The organism is Jongsikchunia kroppenstedtii DSM 45133 (assembly GCF_000380485.1).
Classification (GTDB): Bacteria; Actinomycetota; Actinomycetes; order Mycobacteriales; family Mycobacteriaceae; genus Jongsikchunia; species Jongsikchunia kroppenstedtii.
This window is the reverse complement of record NZ_AQYG01000046.1, coordinates 201,654-220,426: the sequence shown is the minus strand read 5'-3', so window position 1 is coordinate 220,426 and position 18,773 is coordinate 201,654. Positions and strand designations below refer to the sequence as shown.

General features: G+C 67.0%; 21 protein-coding genes. 13 read left to right on the top strand and 8 right to left on the bottom strand.

Annotated features, from left to right (window positions below; translation table 11 throughout):
- Window positions 1-62: 62 nt before the first annotated feature.
- Window positions 63-752 carry a TetR family transcriptional regulator gene (locus G341_RS0110825; protein ID WP_245556966.1) on the top strand — a complete coding sequence of 230 codons (690 nt, stop codon included), beginning with the start codon at window positions 63-65 and terminating at the stop codon, window positions 750-752.
- Between the two features lie 6 nt (window positions 753-758).
- On the opposite strand, the gene pdxR is transcribed toward G341_RS0110825, so the two are convergent.
- Entirely contained in the window at window positions 759-2,168 is a 1,410-nt protein-coding gene (pdxR, locus tag G341_RS0110820) for a MocR-like pyridoxine biosynthesis transcription factor PdxR (RefSeq protein WP_018179161.1), read from the bottom strand.
- A gap of 96 nt (window positions 2,169-2,264) precedes the next feature.
- Between pdxR and G341_RS0110815 the strand changes: the two genes are divergently transcribed.
- Complete coding sequence (locus G341_RS0110815) at window positions 2,265-2,723, top strand: carboxymuconolactone decarboxylase family protein (RefSeq protein WP_018179160.1); 459 nt, start codon at window positions 2,265-2,267, stop codon at window positions 2,721-2,723.
- Here the strand turns inward: G341_RS0110815 and trhA are convergent.
- Window positions 2,716-3,396, bottom strand: coding sequence for a PAQR family membrane homeostasis protein TrhA (gene trhA / locus G341_RS0110810; RefSeq protein WP_026303527.1), 681 nt, complete (start codon window positions 3,394-3,396; stop codon window positions 2,716-2,718). The two genes, G341_RS0110815 and trhA, sit on opposite strands and share 8 nt — an antisense overlap.
- 93 nt (window positions 3,397-3,489) lie before the next feature.
- Between trhA and G341_RS0110805 the strand changes: the two genes are divergently transcribed.
- Window positions 3,490-4,272, top strand: a complete 783-nt coding sequence (locus G341_RS0110805) for an isoprenyl transferase (protein WP_018179158.1) — start codon at window positions 3,490-3,492, stop codon at window positions 4,270-4,272.
- A gap of 3 nt (window positions 4,273-4,275) precedes the next feature.
- On the opposite strand, the gene coaA is transcribed toward G341_RS0110805, so the two are convergent.
- The gene (gene coaA / locus G341_RS0110800) at window positions 4,276-5,211 is read right to left on the bottom strand and encodes a type I pantothenate kinase (protein ID WP_018179157.1); all 936 of its coding nucleotides are present in this window, start codon (window positions 5,209-5,211) and stop codon (window positions 4,276-4,278) included.
- A gap of 55 nt (window positions 5,212-5,266) precedes the next feature.
- Here coaA and G341_RS0110795 point away from each other — a divergent pair, with 55 nt between their 5' ends.
- Complete coding sequence (locus G341_RS0110795; RefSeq protein ID WP_018179156.1) at window positions 5,267-6,469, top strand: hypothetical protein; 1,203 nt, start codon at window positions 5,267-5,269, stop codon at window positions 6,467-6,469.
- Window positions 6,470-6,571: 102 nt separating this feature from the next.
- On the opposite strand, the gene G341_RS0110790 is transcribed toward G341_RS0110795, so the two are convergent.
- Window positions 6,572-7,033 (bottom strand): PaaI family thioesterase, encoded by a 462-nt coding sequence (locus tag G341_RS0110790; protein WP_018179155.1) that lies wholly within the window; start codon window positions 7,031-7,033, stop codon window positions 6,572-6,574.
- A gap of 89 nt (window positions 7,034-7,122) precedes the next feature.
- Between G341_RS0110790 and G341_RS0110785 the strand changes: the two genes are divergently transcribed.
- The 6 genes from G341_RS0110785 (at window position 7,123) to G341_RS0110760 (ending at window position 13,235) form a co-directional block, all read left to right on the top strand.
- Complete coding sequence (locus G341_RS0110785) at window positions 7,123-7,692, top strand: TetR/AcrR family transcriptional regulator (protein WP_018179154.1); 570 nt, start codon at window positions 7,123-7,125, stop codon at window positions 7,690-7,692.
- Window positions 7,689-9,014: a serine hydroxymethyltransferase gene (glyA, locus tag G341_RS0110780; protein WP_018179153.1), complete on the top strand. Its 1,326-nt coding sequence runs from the start codon at window positions 7,689-7,691 to the stop codon at window positions 9,012-9,014. The genes G341_RS0110785 and glyA overlap by 4 nt, the downstream gene beginning before the upstream one ends.
- Window positions 9,015-9,033: 19 nt before the next feature.
- The gene (locus G341_RS21735) at window positions 9,034-9,819 is read left to right on the top strand and encodes an acyl-ACP desaturase (RefSeq protein WP_051092727.1); all 786 of its coding nucleotides are present in this window, start codon (window positions 9,034-9,036) and stop codon (window positions 9,817-9,819) included.
- A 240-nt stretch (window positions 9,820-10,059) separates the two neighbouring features.
- Window positions 10,060-11,352, top strand: a complete 1,293-nt coding sequence (phoH2, locus tag G341_RS0110770) for an RNA 5'-3' helicase PhoH2 (protein WP_018179151.1) — start codon at window positions 10,060-10,062, stop codon at window positions 11,350-11,352.
- Window positions 11,353-11,393: 41 nt separating this feature from the next.
- Window positions 11,394-12,050, top strand: a complete 657-nt coding sequence (locus G341_RS0110765) for a L,D-transpeptidase family protein (protein WP_222836594.1) — start codon at window positions 11,394-11,396, stop codon at window positions 12,048-12,050.
- A 33-nt stretch (window positions 12,051-12,083) separates the two neighbouring features.
- The gene (locus G341_RS0110760; protein WP_026303524.1) at window positions 12,084-13,235 is read left to right on the top strand and encodes a GTP-binding protein; all 1,152 of its coding nucleotides are present in this window, start codon (window positions 12,084-12,086) and stop codon (window positions 13,233-13,235) included.
- Here G341_RS0110760 and G341_RS21730 read toward each other — a convergent pair.
- Entirely contained in the window at window positions 13,232-13,681 is a 450-nt protein-coding gene (locus G341_RS21730; protein WP_018179148.1) for a MarR family winged helix-turn-helix transcriptional regulator, read from the bottom strand. The two genes, G341_RS0110760 and G341_RS21730, sit on opposite strands and share 4 nt — an antisense overlap.
- 73 nt (window positions 13,682-13,754) lie before the next feature.
- Between G341_RS21730 and G341_RS0110750 the strand changes: the two genes are divergently transcribed.
- Window positions 13,755-14,132, top strand: a complete 378-nt coding sequence (locus tag G341_RS0110750; RefSeq protein WP_018179147.1) for a cupin domain-containing protein — start codon at window positions 13,755-13,757, stop codon at window positions 14,130-14,132.
- A 28-nt stretch (window positions 14,133-14,160) separates the two neighbouring features.
- Here G341_RS0110750 and G341_RS0110745 read toward each other — a convergent pair whose 3' ends face one another.
- Both G341_RS0110745 and G341_RS0110740 read right to left on the bottom strand, forming a co-directional pair.
- Window positions 14,161-15,024, bottom strand: a complete 864-nt coding sequence (locus tag G341_RS0110745; RefSeq protein WP_018179146.1) for a hypothetical protein — start codon at window positions 15,022-15,024, stop codon at window positions 14,161-14,163.
- A 53-nt stretch (window positions 15,025-15,077) separates the two neighbouring features.
- Window positions 15,078-15,764 carry a PIG-L deacetylase family protein gene (locus G341_RS0110740; RefSeq protein ID WP_018179145.1) on the bottom strand — a complete coding sequence of 229 codons (687 nt, stop codon included), beginning with the start codon at window positions 15,762-15,764 and terminating at the stop codon, window positions 15,078-15,080.
- A 95-nt stretch (window positions 15,765-15,859) separates the two neighbouring features.
- Between G341_RS0110740 and G341_RS0110735 the strand changes: the two genes are divergently transcribed.
- The gene (locus tag G341_RS0110735) at window positions 15,860-16,840 is read left to right on the top strand and encodes a L,D-transpeptidase family protein (RefSeq protein ID WP_051092725.1); all 981 of its coding nucleotides are present in this window, start codon (window positions 15,860-15,862) and stop codon (window positions 16,838-16,840) included.
- Here the strand turns inward: G341_RS0110735 and G341_RS0110730 are convergent.
- Window positions 16,837-18,231: a class II fumarate hydratase gene (locus G341_RS0110730; protein ID WP_018179143.1), complete on the bottom strand. Its 1,395-nt coding sequence runs from the start codon at window positions 18,229-18,231 to the stop codon at window positions 16,837-16,839. The genes G341_RS0110735 and G341_RS0110730 overlap by 4 nt on opposite strands.
- 144 nt (window positions 18,232-18,375) lie before the next feature.
- On the opposite strand from G341_RS0110730, the gene G341_RS0110725 reads away from it, so the two are divergent.
- Window positions 18,376-18,756 carry a VOC family protein gene (locus G341_RS0110725; RefSeq protein WP_018179142.1) on the top strand — a complete coding sequence of 127 codons (381 nt, stop codon included), beginning with the start codon at window positions 18,376-18,378 and terminating at the stop codon, window positions 18,754-18,756.
- Window positions 18,757-18,773: the final 17 nt, after the last annotated feature.

Here is an 18,773-nt window from a genome sequence, read left to right as displayed (position 1 = left end):
GGTGTGGATTAAGTTGTAGTCCACGTTGTGGGTTAAATCAACACTGCGGCATGATGGGCGCCATGGCCACCGCCCACGGCTCGACGCCGGACGCTCCGATGCGGCGCGGCCGACCGCGAAAGGGAGCGGAACCGTTGTCGCGCCGGGCAATCATCGACGCGACGCTGGCGGTGGTCGCAGAGGGCGGCATCGACGCGATCAGTCTGCGGGCGGTTGCGCGCCGTCTCGGCGTCGATGCCAAGAGTCTGTACAACCACGTCGATGGCAAAGAAGGTCTGCTCGATGCCATGGCCGAAGAAGTGCTGGGATCGATCGAATTGCCCTCGCGAACCGGCGATCCCGCGGCCGATCTGAAGGCGATCGCGCACGCGTTCCGGGCGAGTGCACTCGTGCATTCTGCCGTCGCGCCGCTCATTCTGACTCGACAATTGACCTCCTTGGAGGCGCTCGCTCCCGTCGAGGCGGTGTTGGCGTCGCTCGCCGACGCGGGGTTCGGGCCCCGCGAGTCGGTTCGACAGCTGCGGTTGCTGGTGGCGGCGGTTGTTGGCATGCTGCTGCGCGAGTATGGCGCGGGACCGGCGTTCGGCACTGCCGATGTCGCCGGAATCGCGGCCAGGGAGGCCGACTTGACGGAGTCGAGTTTCCCGCATGTCGCGGAGGCGGCACAGTTCTTGGCGCGATTCGATGCGGCCGCCGAATTCGACGTCGCGGTAGGCCAGGTGGTGTCGGCGGTGCTGTCGGCGGCGCGTTGATCATCGCTACCCGCCGGCTGTGACGAGCAGCGCGGCGAGCGCTCGGACATCGTCGTCGAACTTGCTCGCCGGCGGGCTGCCGAACCCGATCACCAGCCCGTCCGCGACCCGGTCCGTCGCGTCCGGATGTCGGTATTCGTCCAGCCCGAGCATCCGGAAGCCCCGGCGATCACCCTCGGCGACGACGGATTGTTCGGCGCCGGTGGGCAATTCGATCACCGCATGCAACCCGGCGGCGATACCGCGAACGGGTGCCTCGTCGCCGAGCAGTTCGAGCAGCCGGTCCCGGCGGCGGCGATAGTACTGCCGCGATCGGCGGACGTGCCGGTCGTACGCACCGGACTCGATGAGGTCGGCGAAGATCATCTGATCGACGACGCTTGCCGTTCCCTCGCGCGGGCCTTTCGCAGCGATCATGGTGTCCACCAAGTGATCTGGCACCGCCATCCAGGCGATCCGCACGGCCGGGGACAGGCTCTTGCTGGCGGTTCCGAGGTAGAGCACGAGCTCCGGGGCCAGGGCCTGCAGCGCGCCGATCGGCTCGCGGTCGTAGCGCAGCTCGCCGTCGTAGTCGTCCTCGAGCACCAGCATGTTCGTCCGGCGGGCATGCTCCAGTAGCGCGGACCGGCGGGCGGGGGCGAGCGCGACGCCGGTGGGGAACTGGTGCGTCGGCGTGCAGAGGACGGCGGTCAGGTTGTCGGAGAGCTGGTCGACCCGCAGGCCATCGTCGTCGATGGCGATCGGAATGGTCTGCGCGCCACCCTGTTCCAACAGCTGGCCGTGAAGTTGCAGCCCGTAGCTCTCGACCGCGATCGGGCCGCCCAACGTCCGGCCCAGCAGCTCGGCGGCCTGTGAGACGGACGCGGTGACGACGATGTTGTCGGCGGTCGTCCGGACGCCGCGAATGCGGGCGAGATAGCGCGCCAACGCTTCTCGTAGCGGTCGATACCCCTGCGCATGGCCCGCGGCGAACGCCGAGTTCGGCGCGGCGCCGACGGCTCGGCGGGTGGCCGCGATCCAATCGGCCCGGGGGAACAGTGCGGGCGTCGGCTGCCCGAGCTGAAAGTCATGACGGTACTGCGGATCCGGGCGCGCCATGGCGTGCGGGCCGGTTGCGGCGCTGCGATCCGGCAGCACGTCCGCGACCATGGTCCCCGACCCCTGCCGCGCCGCCAGCCAGCCCTCGGCGATCAACTCCTGATAGACCGCGGCCACCGTACCCCGCGACAGGCCCAGGTCGGCGGCCAACGAGCGGTACGGCGGCAGCCGGTCGCCGGCGCGGAGCCGCCCCGACCGCACGGCGGCCCGCAGTGCCTCGGCGAGGCCGCGTCGTCGTCCGTGTGAATCGTCCGGACGCAGATCGAGGTGCAGGTCGACACCGAGGCGGGAGGCGAGGTCGGCCCAGGCGTTCTCCATGGCGGCGGACGCTACCCGAACCGAGGAGAATTGGCCCAACTATTGACCGGACAATTGCACTAACGGCATGGGTCAATATCTCCCTAGGTTGGAGACATGACACAACGCGAATACCTCGGAAAGACCAGCCCGGCCGCCTACAAGGCCATGGTGGGACTGCAGATGGCCTCGGCCGCCGGCCTCGATCCGGTGATCAACGAACTGATCAAGATCCGCTCGTCGCAGCTCAACGGCTGTGCCTACTGCGTGCACATGCACGTCAGCGATGCCCTCGAGATGGGCATCGACAACGAGAAGCTGCACATGATCGCGGTCTGGCATGAGGCGCCGAACTTCTTCACCGACCGCGAGCGGGCCGCCCTGCAGTACGCCGAGGCGGTGACCCGGATCGGCGACGGCGGCGTCTCCGACGAGCTGCACGCCCGGGTCCAGGAGCAGTTCGATCCTGCCGAGGCCGGTCAGCTCCTTGCCGCGATCGCGATGATCAACGTGTGGAACCGGGTCGCGTTGGCGACCGGCCGGGTGGCGGGCACCGACGAGCGACTGGCTAGCTGAAGACAACCAGCCAGACTGCGACGTAATGGACGACGGCGGCGGCGATCGTGCAGGCGTGGAAGAACTCGTGGTGGCCGAACGTGGCCGGCCATGGGTTCGGCCACTTCGCGGCGTAGAGGATGGCGCCGATGCTGTAGATCGCGCCGCCCACGGCCAGCAGCACCATCACCGCGACTCCGGCGTCGTGCACCAGCTGCGGCGCGACGAAGACGATCGTCCATCCCAGCAGCAGGTATAGCGGCACGCCGACCCAGCGCGGCGCCGTCGGCCAGGCGACCTTGAGGGTGACGCCGGCGACTGCGCCACCCCAGACGACCGCCAGCACGATCCAGCGCGTCGGTGACGGCAGCCCCATCACACAGAACGGGGTATAGCTGCCGGCGATGAACACGAAGATCATCGAGTGGTCGGCGCGTTTCATCCAGATGCGGGCGCGGTCGGTCGGCCAGTTCACCCGGTGATAGGTGGCGCTGACGCCGAACACGCCGCAGACGGTGAGCGCGTAGATGGCACAGGCGCCGGCGGCTGCCGGGCCGACCAGGGGCCAGGCGACCGCGACCAGTGTGATCCCGGCGATGACCGCGACGAAACCGGCGTATTTGTGCAGGATGCCACGCATGCGGGGCTTGAGGATCGCGAGCAGATCGAGTTCGCCGTGGCCTGCCGCGTCCATCTCTCCGGCGGTGGTCGTCATGAACCTACGGTAGCGTAGGTTCCGGCGGTCGGGCACCGAACGTGTTCGGCAACACGCGTATCGTTAGTCAGCGTGAAGTTGCTGCCCGGTCAGGTTCGCGGACCTCTGTACAAGTTGTACGAACGCCGCGTGCGCGATCACCTCGATCCGTCGCGATACCCGCGGCACATCGCCATCATCTGCGACGGCAACCGGCGCTGGGCGCGCGAAGCCGGGTTCGAAGACGTCAACCACGGCCACCGGGTGGGTGCGCAGAAGATCGCCGAGATGCTCGGCTGGTGCAGCACGCTCTCGATTCAGACGGTGACCATCTATCTGCTGTCCGTCGAGAACCTGAACCGGGATCCCGAGGAACTCGGCGCGCTGCTGGAGATCGTGCCGGATGTGGTCGACGAGATCTCGGCGCCGGACCAGAACTGGCGCATCAAGATCGTCGGCACGCTCGACCAGTTGCCGCAGGCCGTGGCCCAGCGGCTCAAGTCGGCGGAGGAGCGCACGGCGGGACGCGGCGGGATGCATGTCAACGTCGCGGTCGGCTACGGCGGGCGCCAGGAGATCGTCGACGCCGTGCGGTCCTTGCTGACCGACGAGGTCGCGGCGGGCCACAGTGCCGACCAGCTCATCGACGCGGTGACGGTCGAGGGCATCGACGCGCATCTCTACACCAAGGGGCAGCCGGATCCCGATCTGGTCATCAGAACCTCTGGTGAGCAACGACTTTCGGGTTTCCTGCTCTGGCAGAGCGCGTATTCGGAGATGTGGTTCACCGACGCCTACTGGCCCGAGTTCCGTCGGGTCGACTTCCTGCGTGCGCTGCGAGATTTCGGCGCGCGCCAGCGGCGCTACGGATCCTGACGCTCAGAGTTTCCTCAAACGGACCCTGTTGATGGCGTGGTCGGCGTCCTTGCGCAGCACCAGCGTGGCGCGCGGCCGGGTTGGCAGAATGTTCTCCACCAGATTCGGCCGGTTGACGCTGTTCCAGATGTCACGCGCGGCGAGCGTCGCCTGCTCGTCGGTCAGTGAGGCGTAGTGGTGGAAGTACGAATTCGGGTCGGCGAACGCGTTTGAGCGCATCGCGAGGAAGCGCTGGATGTACCACTTCTCGATGTCTTCGATGCGCGCGTCGACGTAGACCGAGAAGTCGAACAGGTCCGACACCATCAGCCGCGGCCCGGTCTGCAGGACGTTCAAGCCCTCGACGATCAGGATGTCCGGTTGGCGCACATGGTGTTTGACGCCCTTGACGATGTCGTACGACAGGTGTGAATAGACCGGTGCGCTCACTTCCGGGGCGCCGGACTTGACCTCGGTGACGAACCGCAGCAGTGCCCGTCGGTCGTAGGACTCGGGAAAACCCTTGCGGTGCATGATCCCTCGCCGCTGCAATTCGGCGGTGGGGTAGAGGAACCCGTCGGTGGTGATCAGGTCGACCTTGGGGTGGTGGTCCCAGCGGGCCAGCAGCGCCTGCAGCACGCGGGCGGTCGTCGACTTGCCGACCGCGACGCTGCCGCCGACGCCGATGATGAACGGCACCTGCTTGGACGGGTGCTGCTCGCCGAGGAAGGTCGCCGTGGCGGCGAACAGTCGCTGACGGGCGGTGACCTGCAGATGGATGAGACGCGACAGCGGCAGATACACATCGGCGACCTCGTTGAGGTCGACCTGTTCGCCGAGGCCACGCAGCTGTTCGAGCTCGTCTTCGGTGAGCACCATAGGCATGGACTGCCGCAGGGTGCGCCACTGCTTGCGATCCAGCTCGATATACGGGCTCGGCTCGTTGGTCACACGTGCCATGTCCCCAGTGTTCCGGGTGGCCCGCGGCCGTGGACGGGCGGGTAGCGTTTGGCGGGTGAGCGCGCCCCGCATCCTTGACGATTACCTGCGGCTCGGCCTGGCTTTCGATCGCGTAGAAGACGGCTTCGTCGACGCGTTCACCGGCGACCCGGAGCTGCGCAAAGAAGTCGCCGTGGGACCCAGACCCGATCCTCGAACGTTGGCCGGCACTGCCCGCCGCCTGCGCAGCGAACTGCCGGCCGCAGGGTTGCCGCGCGCGAGGCAGGCCTTCATCGACGCCCATCTTGTTGCGCTGGAGTGTTCGGCCCGCAAGTTCGCCGGTGACGAGATCTCCTTCGTCGACGAGGTGCGTGCCTACTTCGACGTCGATATCGCGATGGAGGATCAGGAGCGCTACCGGGACGCGCACCGGCAGCTGGACGAATTGCTCGACGGCAGCGGCGATCTCGGCGAACGCTATGCGTCGTACAAGCGGCGTGACGAGATCCCGGCCGACAAGCTGACCGCCTGCGTCGACGCGTTCGCCGGCGCGCTGCGTGACCGGGTGCGCGCCGAGTATCCACTGCCCGAGACGGAAACCGTTGATTTCCAGGTGGTTTCGGACAAGCCGTGGTCGGGCTTCAACTATTACCTCGGCAACTATCGGTCGCGGGTCGCGATCAACGGCGACCTGACCCAGCATCTGTCGACGCTGCCGCATCTCATCGCGCACGAGGCGTATCCGGGCCATCACACCGAACACTGCCGCAAGGAGCGGCTGCTGGTCGGCGGCGGCGAGCGCGAGCAGTCGATCTTCCTGGTGAACACACCGCAGTGCCTGATGGCCGAGGGCCTCGCCGACCACGCCCTGCATGCCGCGGCTGGGGATGACTGGGGCCTGTGGGCGCAGGAGATCTACGCCGACCTGGGGCTGCGGTTCGACGGCGAGCGCGCGCAGGCGATCGCCCGTGCGGCGGCCGGCCTGCTCGGGGTGCGCCAGGATGCGGCGTTGTTGCTGCACGATCGGGGCCGCGATGCCGACGAGGTCGCCGCGTATCTGGAGCGGTGGTCGCTCTCGACGCCGCAGCGCGCCCGGCAGACCCTGCGGTTCCTGTCGTCGCCGCTGTGGCGGGCCTATATCTCGACCTACGTCGAGGGCTATCGGCTGCTGCAGACCTGGCTGGACGCGGTGCCGGCCGATCAACGGTTGGCGCGGTTCGGGCGGCTGCTCGACGAGCCGCTCATCCCCTCGTCGATCCGGGCGGAACTCGCGGCATAACGAAATCGCTGGCCGGCGTTGAGCTGGGCGATCTGGCAAGGATGGCGGAGGTCCGCTAAGGCGCTTTCCCTTGCGGGCCTTCGCCATAACGCAGCCAGGCGTTCAGCTGGCGCCAGACAAGATGATGCAGGTGGTGGTGGCGTGGGCGACCAGTCGACCGTTGTCGTCGACGACGCGCCCTTCCGCGGTCGCTGTGGAGCGGCCCACGTGGATTGTCGTGCCGGTGGCCGTGAGGCGCCGATTGTCGGTCGATACGGCCTTGATGTAGTTCACCTTCAGCTCCAGCGTGGTGTAGCCGACGCCGGCGGGCAGGGTGGTGTGCACGGCGCAGCCCAGGACTGAGTCGAGCAGTGTGGCGCAGATGCCGCCGTGGGTGGTGCCGAGCGGATTGGCGAACTCGGGGCGGGTAGTCAGTTCGAAGACGACATGCCCGTACTCGAGCTCGACGGGTCGCATCCCGAGGAGGTCGCCGATCGTCGGCGGCCGGTCGGCGGTGGCCATGCCGTGCCTGAGCAGTTCGAGCCCGGTCATGGTCGAGATATCGGGCGTTGCGGCCTCGGTCATGATCGTTTCCCTTCGTGTACCGATCGGTCCATACTGGCTGCAGCGATCACAACATGGACCGATCGGTTCACACAAGAGTTGGGACGACGATGAGACCTGGACCACGCGAGCGGCTGATCCTCGGCGCGATTGCGCAGATGCGCGAATACGGCGTCGCCGGAACCGGTCTGACCGCGCTGCTCGAACGCAGCGACGCGTCCCGGAACTCGCTCTATCAGCACTTTCCGAACGGCAAGGGGGAGCTGGTCGCCGCCGCGACCGCGCGGGCCGGCAGTTACATGGCCGAGGTGATCAGCAGCGCGGTGGCGTCCGGCGAGCCCGAGGACTGGGCGGCCGCGATGACGGACTGGTGGCGACGCGATCTGCAGCGCAGCGACTTCGCCGCCGGCTGTCCCATCGCCGCCGCAGCCCTGGACGAGGCTGATCCGCAGGTTCAGGCGATCGCGGCACAGGTGCTCGGCGACTGGATCGGCGTGCTCCGTGACGCCCTCACCGCCTATGGGGTGCCGGCCGCCGACGCTCCGTCGATGGCGCGGTTCGTCATGAGCGCGATGGAGGGCGCGGTCGTCCAGTCGCGGGCGCTCAAGAGCGCCGAGCCGCTCGATGATGTCGACCGGTTGATCCCGGTTCTGATCCGGAACGCAGCACAAATAGAATGACGGCCATGGCCGACACCACTGCGCACGTAGACGTCAACACCGCCAGCCTCGCCGAGCTCGATCCCGATGTGGCCGCGGCGATGAACGGGGAGCTCTCGCGCCAGCGCGACACCCTGGAGATGATCGCGTCGGAGAACTTCGTGCCGCGTGCGGTGCTGCAGGCGCAAGGCAGCGTGCTGACCAACAAGTACGCCGAGGGCTACCCGGGCCGGCGCTACTACGGCGGCTGCGAATACGTCGACGTCGTCGAGGACATCGCGCGTGATCGCGCAAAGGCACTGTTCGGCGCCGACTTCGCCAATGTGCAGCCGCATTCGGGCGCGCAGGCCAACGCGGCCGTGCTGCAGGCATTGATGGAGCCGGGCGAGACGCTGCTCGGTCTGGACCTCGCGCACGGCGGCCACCTGACACACGGTATGCGCCTGAACTTCTCCGGGAAGCTCTACGAGAACGCCTTCTACGGCGTCAGCAAGGAAGACTTCCGGATCGACATGGATGAGGTGCGCAAGATCGCCCTCGACACCAAGCCGAAGGTGATCGTCGCCGGCTGGTCGGCCTACCCGCGGACCCTCGACTTCGCCGCGTTCCGCGAGATCGCCGACGAGGTCGGTGCGCATCTGTGGGTCGACATGGCGCACTTCGCCGGCCTGGTCGCCGCCGGGCTGCACCCGAATCCGGTGCCGCATGCCGACGTCGTCTCGTCCACCGTGCACAAGACGCTGGGCGGCCCGCGGTCGGGAATCATTCTGGCCAAGCAGGAGTGGGCCAAGAAGCTCAACTCCGCCGTGTTCCCGGGCCAGCAGGGTGGACCGCTGATGCACGTGATCGCTGCCAAGGCGGTCGCGCTCAAGGTGGCCGGCACCGAGGAGTTCAAGGAGCGCCAGCAGCGCACGCTGGACGGCGCAAAGATCCTGGCCGACCGGCTCACCGGTGCGGACGTGGAGAAGGCCGGCGTGTCGGTGCTGACCGGCGGCACCGATGTGCACCTGGTGCTGGTGGATCTGCGCAACAGCGCGCTCGATGGTCAGCAGGCCGAGGATCTGCTCCACGAGGTGGGCATCACGGTGAATCGCAATGCGGTGCCGTTCGACCCGAGGCCGCCGATGGTGACCTCGGGCCTGCGGATCGGCACGCCCGCCCTCGCCACGCGCGGATTCGGGGAAGAGCAGTTCCGCGAGGTCGCCGACATCATCGGGACCGCCCTCGCCGCCGGCCGGAATGCCGACGTCCCCGCCCTGCGGGCGCGGGTCTCGCAGCTGGCTCTGGACTTCCCGCTGTACGACGGACTGGAGTCGTGGGGGTTGCTCAGTCGCGAGCAGTGACACTGGCTACAGTGTCCGGGTGACTTCTTCTAGCCAGCAAGCCTTGCTGCCCGTGCTGACCGCCTCGATCGACGAGATCATGGAGCAGCACAACGCGGCTGCCGAGGTATGGAACCCGCACGACTGGATCGCCTGGGCCGACGGCAAGAACTACGCCTTCCTCGGCGGCGAGGATTGGGACGAGGGCCAGGCCAAGGGCTCGGAGACGGTTCACGCGGCATTGCTGGCGCTGCTGCTGACCAAGGACAACCTGCCCTCGTACCACCGGCTGCTGGCGATGCACTGCCCGCCGGCATCGGAATGGCGCCCGGTCGTGGGCGGATGGACGGCGGAGGACAACCGCCACGCGATCGCGCTGCGCGACTACGTCGTCGTCTCGCGCACCCAGGACCCGGAAGACCTGGAGATGCGCCGCCTGCATCATGTGATGCAGGGCTACAAGCAGAACCCGACCGCGCTCGAGTACGGCGTGCTCGACGTATTCGCACTGCTGGCGCTGCACGAGCTGGCGCTCGTGTCCTTCATCGATCAGCTGCTGGTCGACACCGACGACGACGTGCTCAAGGGCATCCTGAAGAAGATCCGGCACGACGACGACGTGTCGTCGCAGACGTTCGCGAAGTTCCTGGCTAAGGCTGTCGCCGACGATCGCGATGCCGTGGCGGCCGCGGTCGACAAGGCCGTCGCGGAGCGGCAGGCGATCGGCGCCGACGTTCAGGACTTCGACAGCCAGTTCGCGCTGCTCGGCGCGTACTCGGACGCCGAGGCGAACGCGGCCAAGCTGCGTGAACTCGCGGGTCTCTGAGACCTGCGATTTACCGAAAGTTCCCGGTTTGTCACTTAAGTTTCACAGACACGCGGGGTAGGTGCCGCGCCCGACCGCGTGGCCCGGCGTACGTTGTCGATGACGGGCCGTGGGGAAGCGGTTCGTCCGGAAGGTTCGACACACCGGCCCCGGTATTGCTCGGATCGACCGCCCCACTAGGTCGTTCTCGGACGGCCTGACCAGTGCCCGTGCGGGTGCCGCCCGGGCGAGGAGCCTTCAGTGCGCACCTACGTCATCGACACCTCCGTTCTCCTCTCCGATCCCTGGGCGGTCACCCGATTCGCCGAGCATCAGGTGATCCTGCCGCTCGTCGTGATCAGCGAGTTGGAGGGCAAACGCCACCACGCGGAACTGGGCTGGTTCGCTCGGGAAGCGTTGCGGCTCTTGGACGATCTGCGACTGGAGCACGGCCGCCTGGACCAGCCGATTCCGATCGGCGATGACGGCGGGACGCTGCAGGTCGAGCTCAACCACACCGATCCGACGGTGCTGCCGGCCGGATTCCGCACCGACACGAACGATTCGCGAATCCTCGCCTGCGCGTTGAACTTTCGCGCCGAGGGCAATGACGTCGTACTGGTCACCAAGGACACGCCGCTGCGCGTCAAGGCGGGCGCGGTCGGCCTGGCGGCCGACGAGTATCACGCGCAGGATGTGGTGACGTCCGGTTGGACGGGCATGGACGAGCTGGAGGTGGCGCCGCAGACCGTCGACCAGCTCTTCGCCGACGGCGCCGTCGATATCGACGGCGCACGAGATCTACCGTGCCACACCGGAGTTCGGCTGCTGGGCGGCACGTCGAGCGCGCTCGGCCGGGTGACGGAGAGCAAGCAGGTGCAGCTGGTCCGCGGCGACCGGGAGGCGTTCGGGCTCCGCGGCCGGTCGGCCGAACAGCGAGTGGCGCTCGACCTGCTCCTCGACGAAAGCGTCGGCATCGTGTCGCTCGGCGGCAAGGCCGGTACGGGCAAGTCGGCGCTCGCGCTGTGCGCGGGCCTGGAGGCCGTGCTGGAACGTCGGACCCAGCGCAAGGTGGTCGTGTTCCGGCCGCTGTATGCCGTTGGCGGACAACAGCTCGGCTATCTGCCCGGCGGCGCCGACGAGAAGATGGGGCCGTGGGCGCAGGCGGTGTTCGACACCCTGGAGGGCCTGGCATCGACCGAGGTGATCGAGGAAGTGCTCTCGCGCGGAATGCTGGAAGTGTTGCCGCTCACGCATATTCGCGGTCGGTCGCTGCATGACTCCTTCGTGATCGTCGACGAGGCGCAGTCGTTGGAGCGCAACGTGCTGCTGACCGTGTTGTCGCGATTGGGCACCGGGTCGCGGGTGGTGCTGACGCACGACGTAGCCCAGCGCGACAACCTGCGGGTCGGGCGGCATGACGGCGTGGCGGCGGTCATCGAGAAGCTCAAGGGTCATCCGTTGTTCGCGCACATCACGCTGGCCCGCAGCGAGCGGTCGCCGATCGCGGCGCTGGTCACCGACATGCTGGAGGAATTCGCCCCCGGCGCCTGAAAGCGCTGCAGTCACCGTCCACCGCACGCATACTCGGATGCGTGCGGTGGATCGGTCGAGTCCTGGTAGTGGTGCCGGTCGTCGCTGTGATCGCCGGCATCGGCGAACCGGCCGTTGCGGATCCGGTGTCGACCCCGACCGACCAGCTGATCACGGTGTCGGCCGGGTCTACGGCCGCCACCGCGGGCACGCTCACCGCCTATCAGCGACAGCCTGACGGGCACTGGTCGGTGGTCGCGGGTCCCATGCATGCGGACCTCGGCAGCCAGGGGATCGGCGAGCCGTCGGAGACATCGACCCGCACCCCGGCCGGCACCTTCGGGCTCGATCAGGCCTTCGGCCGCCAACCGAATCCGGGCACCAGGATGCCGTATTTCCAAGCGGGAGCTAATGATTGGTGGGATGGGAACATCGCGTCGCCGACCTACAACTCGCATGTGCGGCGGGGAGTGAGCCCGGGTGGCGACAGCGAGAATCTCTACGGCGCCGGTCCGATCTACGACTACGCCGTCGACATCGCCAGCAATCCGCTGCGCGTCCCGGGGCAGGGCTCGGCGATCTTTCTGCACGTCACCGAGAACAAGCCGACCGCCGGGTGCGTGACGATCGGCCGGGATCAGCTGGTGCGGATCCTGCGTTGGCTCGATCCGGCGGCGCATCCGATGATCGCGATCGGCGTCGGCGACCTGCGCCCCTAGTCATTCCTTAATGAAAATGATTATCATTAAGGAATGACCCTTTCTGATCACCCGTTGCCCGTCACTGTCTTGTCCGGATTCCTCGGATCGGGCAAGACCACTCTGCTCAATCAGCTGCTCGCGAACCGGGAGGGGATGCGGATAGCGGTGATCGTGAACGACATGAGTGAGATCAACATCGATGCGTCCCTGGTCGAACTCGGTGGCTTCGATCGCACCGAGGAGCGGATGGTCGAGCTGACGAACGGCTGCATCTGCTGCACGCTGCGGGAGGACTTGATCGACGCCGTCGGCGAACTGGCCAAGGCCGGTCGCTTCGACCACCTGGTCATCGAGTCGACCGGAATCTCCGAGCCGATGCCCGTTGCCGCCACCTTCGACTGGGTATTCGAAGACGGCAGCTCGCTGTCCGATCTGGCGCGCCTCGACACCATGGTCACCGTCGTCGATTGCTCGACCTTCCTGGCCGAGCTCGCCCGCGGCGACCGGCTCGATACCCGGGACATGCAGGCCGCCGACGGAGACCAGCGCACCATCTCCGATCTGCTCGTCGATCAGGTCGAGTTCGCCGACGTGGTAATTCTCAACAAGACCGACCTGGTCTCGGCGACCGCGCGCGGCAGCGTCGAGGCGACGGTCACGCGGCTGAACCCGCGGGCGAAGCTGATCGTCACCGATCACGGCCGCGTCGACCTCGAGCAGGTCATCGGGACGGGGCTGTTCGATCATGAGGAGGCGTCGGCGATCGCCGGCTGGGACGACGAGGTGCTGTTCAATCACGTGCCGGAGACCGAGGAGTACGGGATATCCTCCGTCGCGTTCCGCTCCGATCGGCCGTTCCATCCGGAACGGCTGGCCCGGGCGCTTGATGATCTTCGAGGTGTGGTGCGCAGCAAGGGATTCTGCTGGATTGCCAGCCGCCCGGACATCGTGGCCGTCTGGTCGCAGGCGGGGCCGAACCTGACCATCGAACCGGCGCAGTACTGGACTCCGCCCGGCGACCCGGCGGCCGGGCCCGGCCAGGAGCTGGTGTTCATCGGGGTGCGATTGGACAAGTACGCGCCGACCCGGTTGCTGACCGAGGCGCTGCTGACCGATGACGAGCTGCGGGACGGTCCGGATCTCTGGCGGGGCTACTCGGATCCCTTGCCGGCCTGGCTGATCCCAGCGGCGCATCAGCACTAGCCGTGCTGGCCACCCACGTCTCGAGGCCTGCCGGCGTGCACCAGCGTCTTGAGCAGCGCGTCGACGTTTCGGTCGCCGAGATCGGAGCGCCAACCCGCGACGATCTCGGCGAAGGCTTCCCCCGACAGCCGCAACATCTTTCGACCGCGTGCGGTGGGGGCGACCAGAAGTTCTCTGGCGTCGGCCGGGTTCGGTGTTCGATCGACGAACCCCATCGACTCCAGGCCCTGGACGGTCTTGGCGGCAGCCTGTTTCGAGATGCCGAGCCGCTGTCCCAGCTGCACGCTCGTGCAGCCGTCGCCGATCGCTTGCATCGCAAACCCATGCGAGTTGCGTACGCCCTCGAACCCCATGGTGGCGAGCCGGCGATTCACCTCGTCGGTCATCGAGTTGAATGCGCCGAGCAGCAGGAACGGCACGTTGTGGTCGGGCGGCAGATCGGGCATCTCCCGACACTAGCTTGCAGACAACTAGATTGACCATTATGGTCAATATGGTTGTCTATTTAAGGAGGAAGTCATGCCACATCTGACTGCAGGTTCGGCGCGAGAATTCGAGGTGCACGGCGTCGCGTTCCGATCGTTCGCCGCCACGGCTACCGGTGCGGCCGAACTGGGGGCGTGGTGCGCCGAGTTCAGTCCAGGGACTCCCGGTGTGCCACACCGGATGTCACAGGAGGAGGTGCTGTTCGTCGTCGATGGAGAGCTTGACGTGGAGATCGACGCCGAGCGATTCGTCGCGGCTGCGGGCGACGCGATTCTGGTGCCCGTGGGTGCGCTGTTTCGAATCAGCAACGCAGCCGATCGGCCTGCACGCGCATGGGTGACGACGACCCTGGGGATGGCCGCGACCATCGAACAATCGGGCGAGCGCATGGCTCCGCCCTGGGCTCAGTAGTTCCTGGGCTCAGTAGGGGGCCCTGGGCTCAAATAGTCGCTCGCGGTGCGTCATCCGAGCCGGTGAGCAGGACCGCGCTCACCTTCACCGCCTTCACCGCGCCGCCGGCACCGGCATGCAGTGTCACCCCGATGATCAGTATCAGCAGCCCGAAGATGAAGAGCGGGTGGACGCCCATCAGAAAGACCCCGGTCCGGGCGATCGCGTAACCCGGGGCGGAGAGGATTGCGCTGAGGCCGGCGGTTACGGTGGCCGTCACCAGCTTGTCCCGGAGCGACATCTGCGGTTTCATCCCGAGCATGCGCGCGGGGCCGGACAGGTACGACAGCATGAGCAGGGCGACCCCGATGCTGAGCGTGATCACGAAATAGGTTGGCCGCCAACGCGCCAGCACGAGCGCGCCGAAGGCGAGGATCACGCCGATGGCGAACCCGATCAAGACGATCTGTCGCCAATATCGCTTGGCCCTGTCGAAGGCGGGGCCCACGGGGTGCGGGGCGGGCGAGGACACGGCGATGACCATGATCGTATTCGAGGCGTAGACGACGATGGTGATCACGACGACCGCCGAGCACGCCAGCCACAGCTGTGCGCCCGTCAACTCGTGATGCTCACGACTGCCCAGCAGTCGGGTCCGCAGATCGAACATCGCCAGCCACAGCCAGATCGTGGGCGGCATCATCAGCGCCACCAGCCGCCAGTTCGAGAACACGATCCGCAACCCGTGGAAGAGCATCACCAGCGTGCTGACGGCGAGCGCCAGCGGTGCGAGCCATCGCCGGGACCTGCTCAGGCGCAGGACGGCGGCCTCGATCTTGGTGTCGTCATCGGTATCGATGGCGCTGATCAGGCCAGTGATCCTGGTGATCAGGTTCTGCGTCGCGTGGTTCACCTGTGGCTGTCCTCCCCGTGAGGATTCTGTCAGCAGGTGCGGTGACGAACGCTTCAGGCTCGCCGCAGCAGTTCGAAGGCGACGGCGTGGTCGGCATCGAAATCGTCACGGGCGGCGGTCATTCGGTCGACCTGCTCCTGTGCCTGCTCGGCGACCGGCTTGTTCGGGTCGAGCACGGACAGATATTCGCGATGCGCGGCAAGCGATTTCACCGCCTGCTTGACGTACCGATTCTTGACCGCGACTGCGTGCGTCGGCTCGGGTCCGTTGCAGAACAACCAGCGCGGCTTGCGATCGAGACTGTCATAGGCCTGTTCGACGGCGGCCGCGAACTCCATGTGGTCGCGCTGGTTCGGCATGCCGGGGGCCCATTCCGCGCCGCCGTACAGCGTCAGCACCACATCGGGCGCCTGCCAACGGATCGCGTCGGCGATCTCGTTGCGCAGCTTGGGGGTATTGCGGATGCGGGAATCGGGGTAGCCCCAGAACTCGACCTCGTGCACGCCCACGATGCGCGCCGACTCGCGCTGCTCGGCTTCGCGAATCGGTCCGGCCTTGTCGGGCGCGAGTCCCTCGATACCGGCTTCGCCGCTGGACGCCAACGCGTAGCTGATCCGTTTGCCGGCCGCGGTCCACTGCGCGACGGCCGCCGCCAACCCGTATTCCGGATCGTCGGGGTGGGCAACCAGCACCAGCGCGCGGTGCCAATCCTCTGGAAACGCCACCAGTTGGTCAGACATGCGCTGATGGTAACCGGGTTCAGACCGCACTGTGACCGTCGCGTGACGAATTCGGGAGTTGCCGCTGACACACTGGACTGGTGCTGAAGTTATTAATGAGGCGTCTGAGTATTGTCGCAGCCGTTCTCCTCGGAGTCGTTCTTGCGGTGCCCGTCGCGTCATCGGCCGCGCCGACTCCGCAGCCGACCACGCCGACGTCGCTCAACGACATCGTGAACAGCATCCTCAACACTCTGGCCGGCACCAACACCAACACCGGTACGGGGGGCTCCACCGGCACGCCCGTCACCGGCGACACCTCCCAGCAGATCGTCGTGACGGCGCCGCAGGCCAGTTCGACCACCGCGACCCTCACGGCGTTCGAGAAGTCTGCCGACGGCACCTGGAAGAGCGTGGTGGGTCCGGTGAAGGCGTTCCTCGGTTCCGACGGGATGGGGCAGCCGCAGGACAACGTGCCGCGCACCCCGCAGGGCACCTTCGGCTTCGATCAGGCCTTCGGCCGGCTCGCGAACCCGGGCACCAAGATGCCGTACTTCCAAGCGACGAACCAGGATTGGTGGGACGAGAACCCCAAGTCGCCGACCTACAACACGCACGTCCACCAGGCCGCCAGCCCCGGCGGCGACAGTGAGAATCTCTACGACTCCGGCTCGGTCTACGACTACGCGGTGAACATCGCCCACAATCCGCAGCGCATCCCGGGCAAGGCGTCCGGAGTCTTCCTGCACGTCACCAACAATCAGCCGACGCAGGGCTGCGTGGCCACCGATCTCGCGTCGATGAAATCGATTCTGCAGTGGCTCGATCCGGCGAAGAATCCGAAGATCACCATCGGCGTCAATGCAGCCGCCCCGACGAATGCTCCCAGCACGCCGAATAACCCCAGCACATCGACGCCCACCACCGGTCAGACCGGGGCATCGCCGGCCGACACGTCGCCCACCGCGACTACCGAGGACGGGCTGATCGGCACGCTGGTCGACGGCATGCTGAGCCTGCTGCCCACGCTGCTGAATGCCGGCTCCAGCATGATCAACGGCGCCATCGGCACCGGGGCGGCGACCGGCGCGAACTAGCGTTCGTGATCCAGGTTCGCCATCTTCAGCACGTCGAGACGGCGATCGAGTTCCTCGAGCGTCAGATCCTCGCCGATCAGGCCGCGATCGATGACGGTCTGCCGAATCGTCTTGCCCTCTTTGAGGGCCTGCTTGGCGACCACCGCGGCCTCCTCGTAGCCGATCAGGCTGTTGAGGGGGGTGACGATCGACGGGCTCGATTCGGCGAGCGTCCGCAGCCGGTCCTCGTGCGCCTGCAGCCCGGCGATGCAGCGATCGGCGAACAACCGAGACACGTTGGCCAGCAACGTGAGTGACTCGAGCACGTTCCGCGCCATCATCGGGATGTAGACGTTGAGTTCGAAGGCGCCGTTGCCGCCGCCCCAGGTGACGGCGGCGTCGTTGCCGATCACCTGCGCGGCGACCTGAGTGACCGCCTCGGGCAGCACGGGATTGACCTTGCCGGGCATGATCGAACTGCCGGGCTGCAGGTCGGGCAGCGAGATTTCGCCCAGCCCGGTGAGCGGGCCCGATCCCATCCAGCGCACGTCGTTCGCGATCTTCGTCAGCGACACCGCGACGGTCTTCAGTGCGCCGGACAGCTCGACCAGCCCGTCCCGGGCGGCTTGCGCCTCGAAGTTGTCCTTGGCGAGCGAAAGTTCCTGGACACCGGTCAGTTTCACCAGTTCGGCAACGACCTTGGTGCCGAATCCGCTCGGGGCGTTGAGCCCGGTGCCGACCGCCGTGCCGCCGATCGGCAGCTCGCCGACGCGAGGGAGCGTCGCCTGCACTCGCTCGATCCCCGCCTCGATCTGCCGTGCGTATCCGCCGAACTCCTGGCCCAGGGTCACCGGCACCGCGTCCATGAGATGCGTGCGGCCGGACTTGACCACCGTGCGCCACTGAGATGCCTTGTCCGCCAAGGCCGAGTGTAGATGCTGCAGAGCCGGAACCAGATCGGTGACTGCGGCCTCGGTCGCCGCCACGTGGGTCGCGGTGGGGAACGTGTCGTTCGACGACTGCGACTTGTTCACGTCGTCGTTGGGATGCACCTCGATGCCGTCCTGCGCGGCGATCGATGCGATCACCTCGTTGGCGTTCATGTTGGAGCTGGTGCCCGAGCCGGTTTGGAACACGTCGATCGGGAACTGATCGTCATGCAGGCCGTCGGCGATCTCCTTGGCCGCGTTGATGATCGCGTCCGCCTTGGTGGCGTCGAGCAGTCCGAGATCGAGATTCACCTGGGCGCAGGCCGCCTTCAACAGACCCATCGCGCGGATCTGCGTACGCTCCAGCGGCCGGTGCGAGATCGGGAAGTTCTCCACCGCGCGCTGGGTCTGCGCGCGCCACAGCGCATCGACCGGTACGCGAACTTCGCCCATCGTGTCGTGTTCGATTCGGTATTCGGTCATGCGTGCGTTCCTCCGGCTTCCGGTCGTGTGGGGTGCTCTCGCCCCAGCGTACGTCCGCGCACGATGTCGGCCGGTCTCGGCCGCCTGCCGTGAAGTGGCGGTGAAGTACTGCCCGCCCGACCAGATCGGGAGTATCTTCCAACCATGCTGTCCGGCGCCGAGTACGTAGGATTCATCCCGATCACCGACGTCGCCCGTGCGCGCGACTTCTACGAGGGCTTCCTCGGCCTGCGAGTGCTCGAGGAATCACCGGTGGCCCTGGTTCTCGATGCGAACGGCACGATGCTCCGCCTCACTCCGATCGATGACCACCGGCCACGGCCGGGCACCATCGCCGGCTGGGCGGTCGCCGACATGAAGGGCGCGATCAACGAGCTCACCGCGGCCGGGGTCCAGTTCAATCGATACGACGGGATGGCGCAGGACATCGACGGTGTGTGGACGTCGCCGTCCGGTGCATCGGTCGCGTGGTTTGACGACCCGGACGGCAACACGCTGTCGTTGACGACGTTTCCGAAGGCCTAGAGCCACCCGCCGGCGTT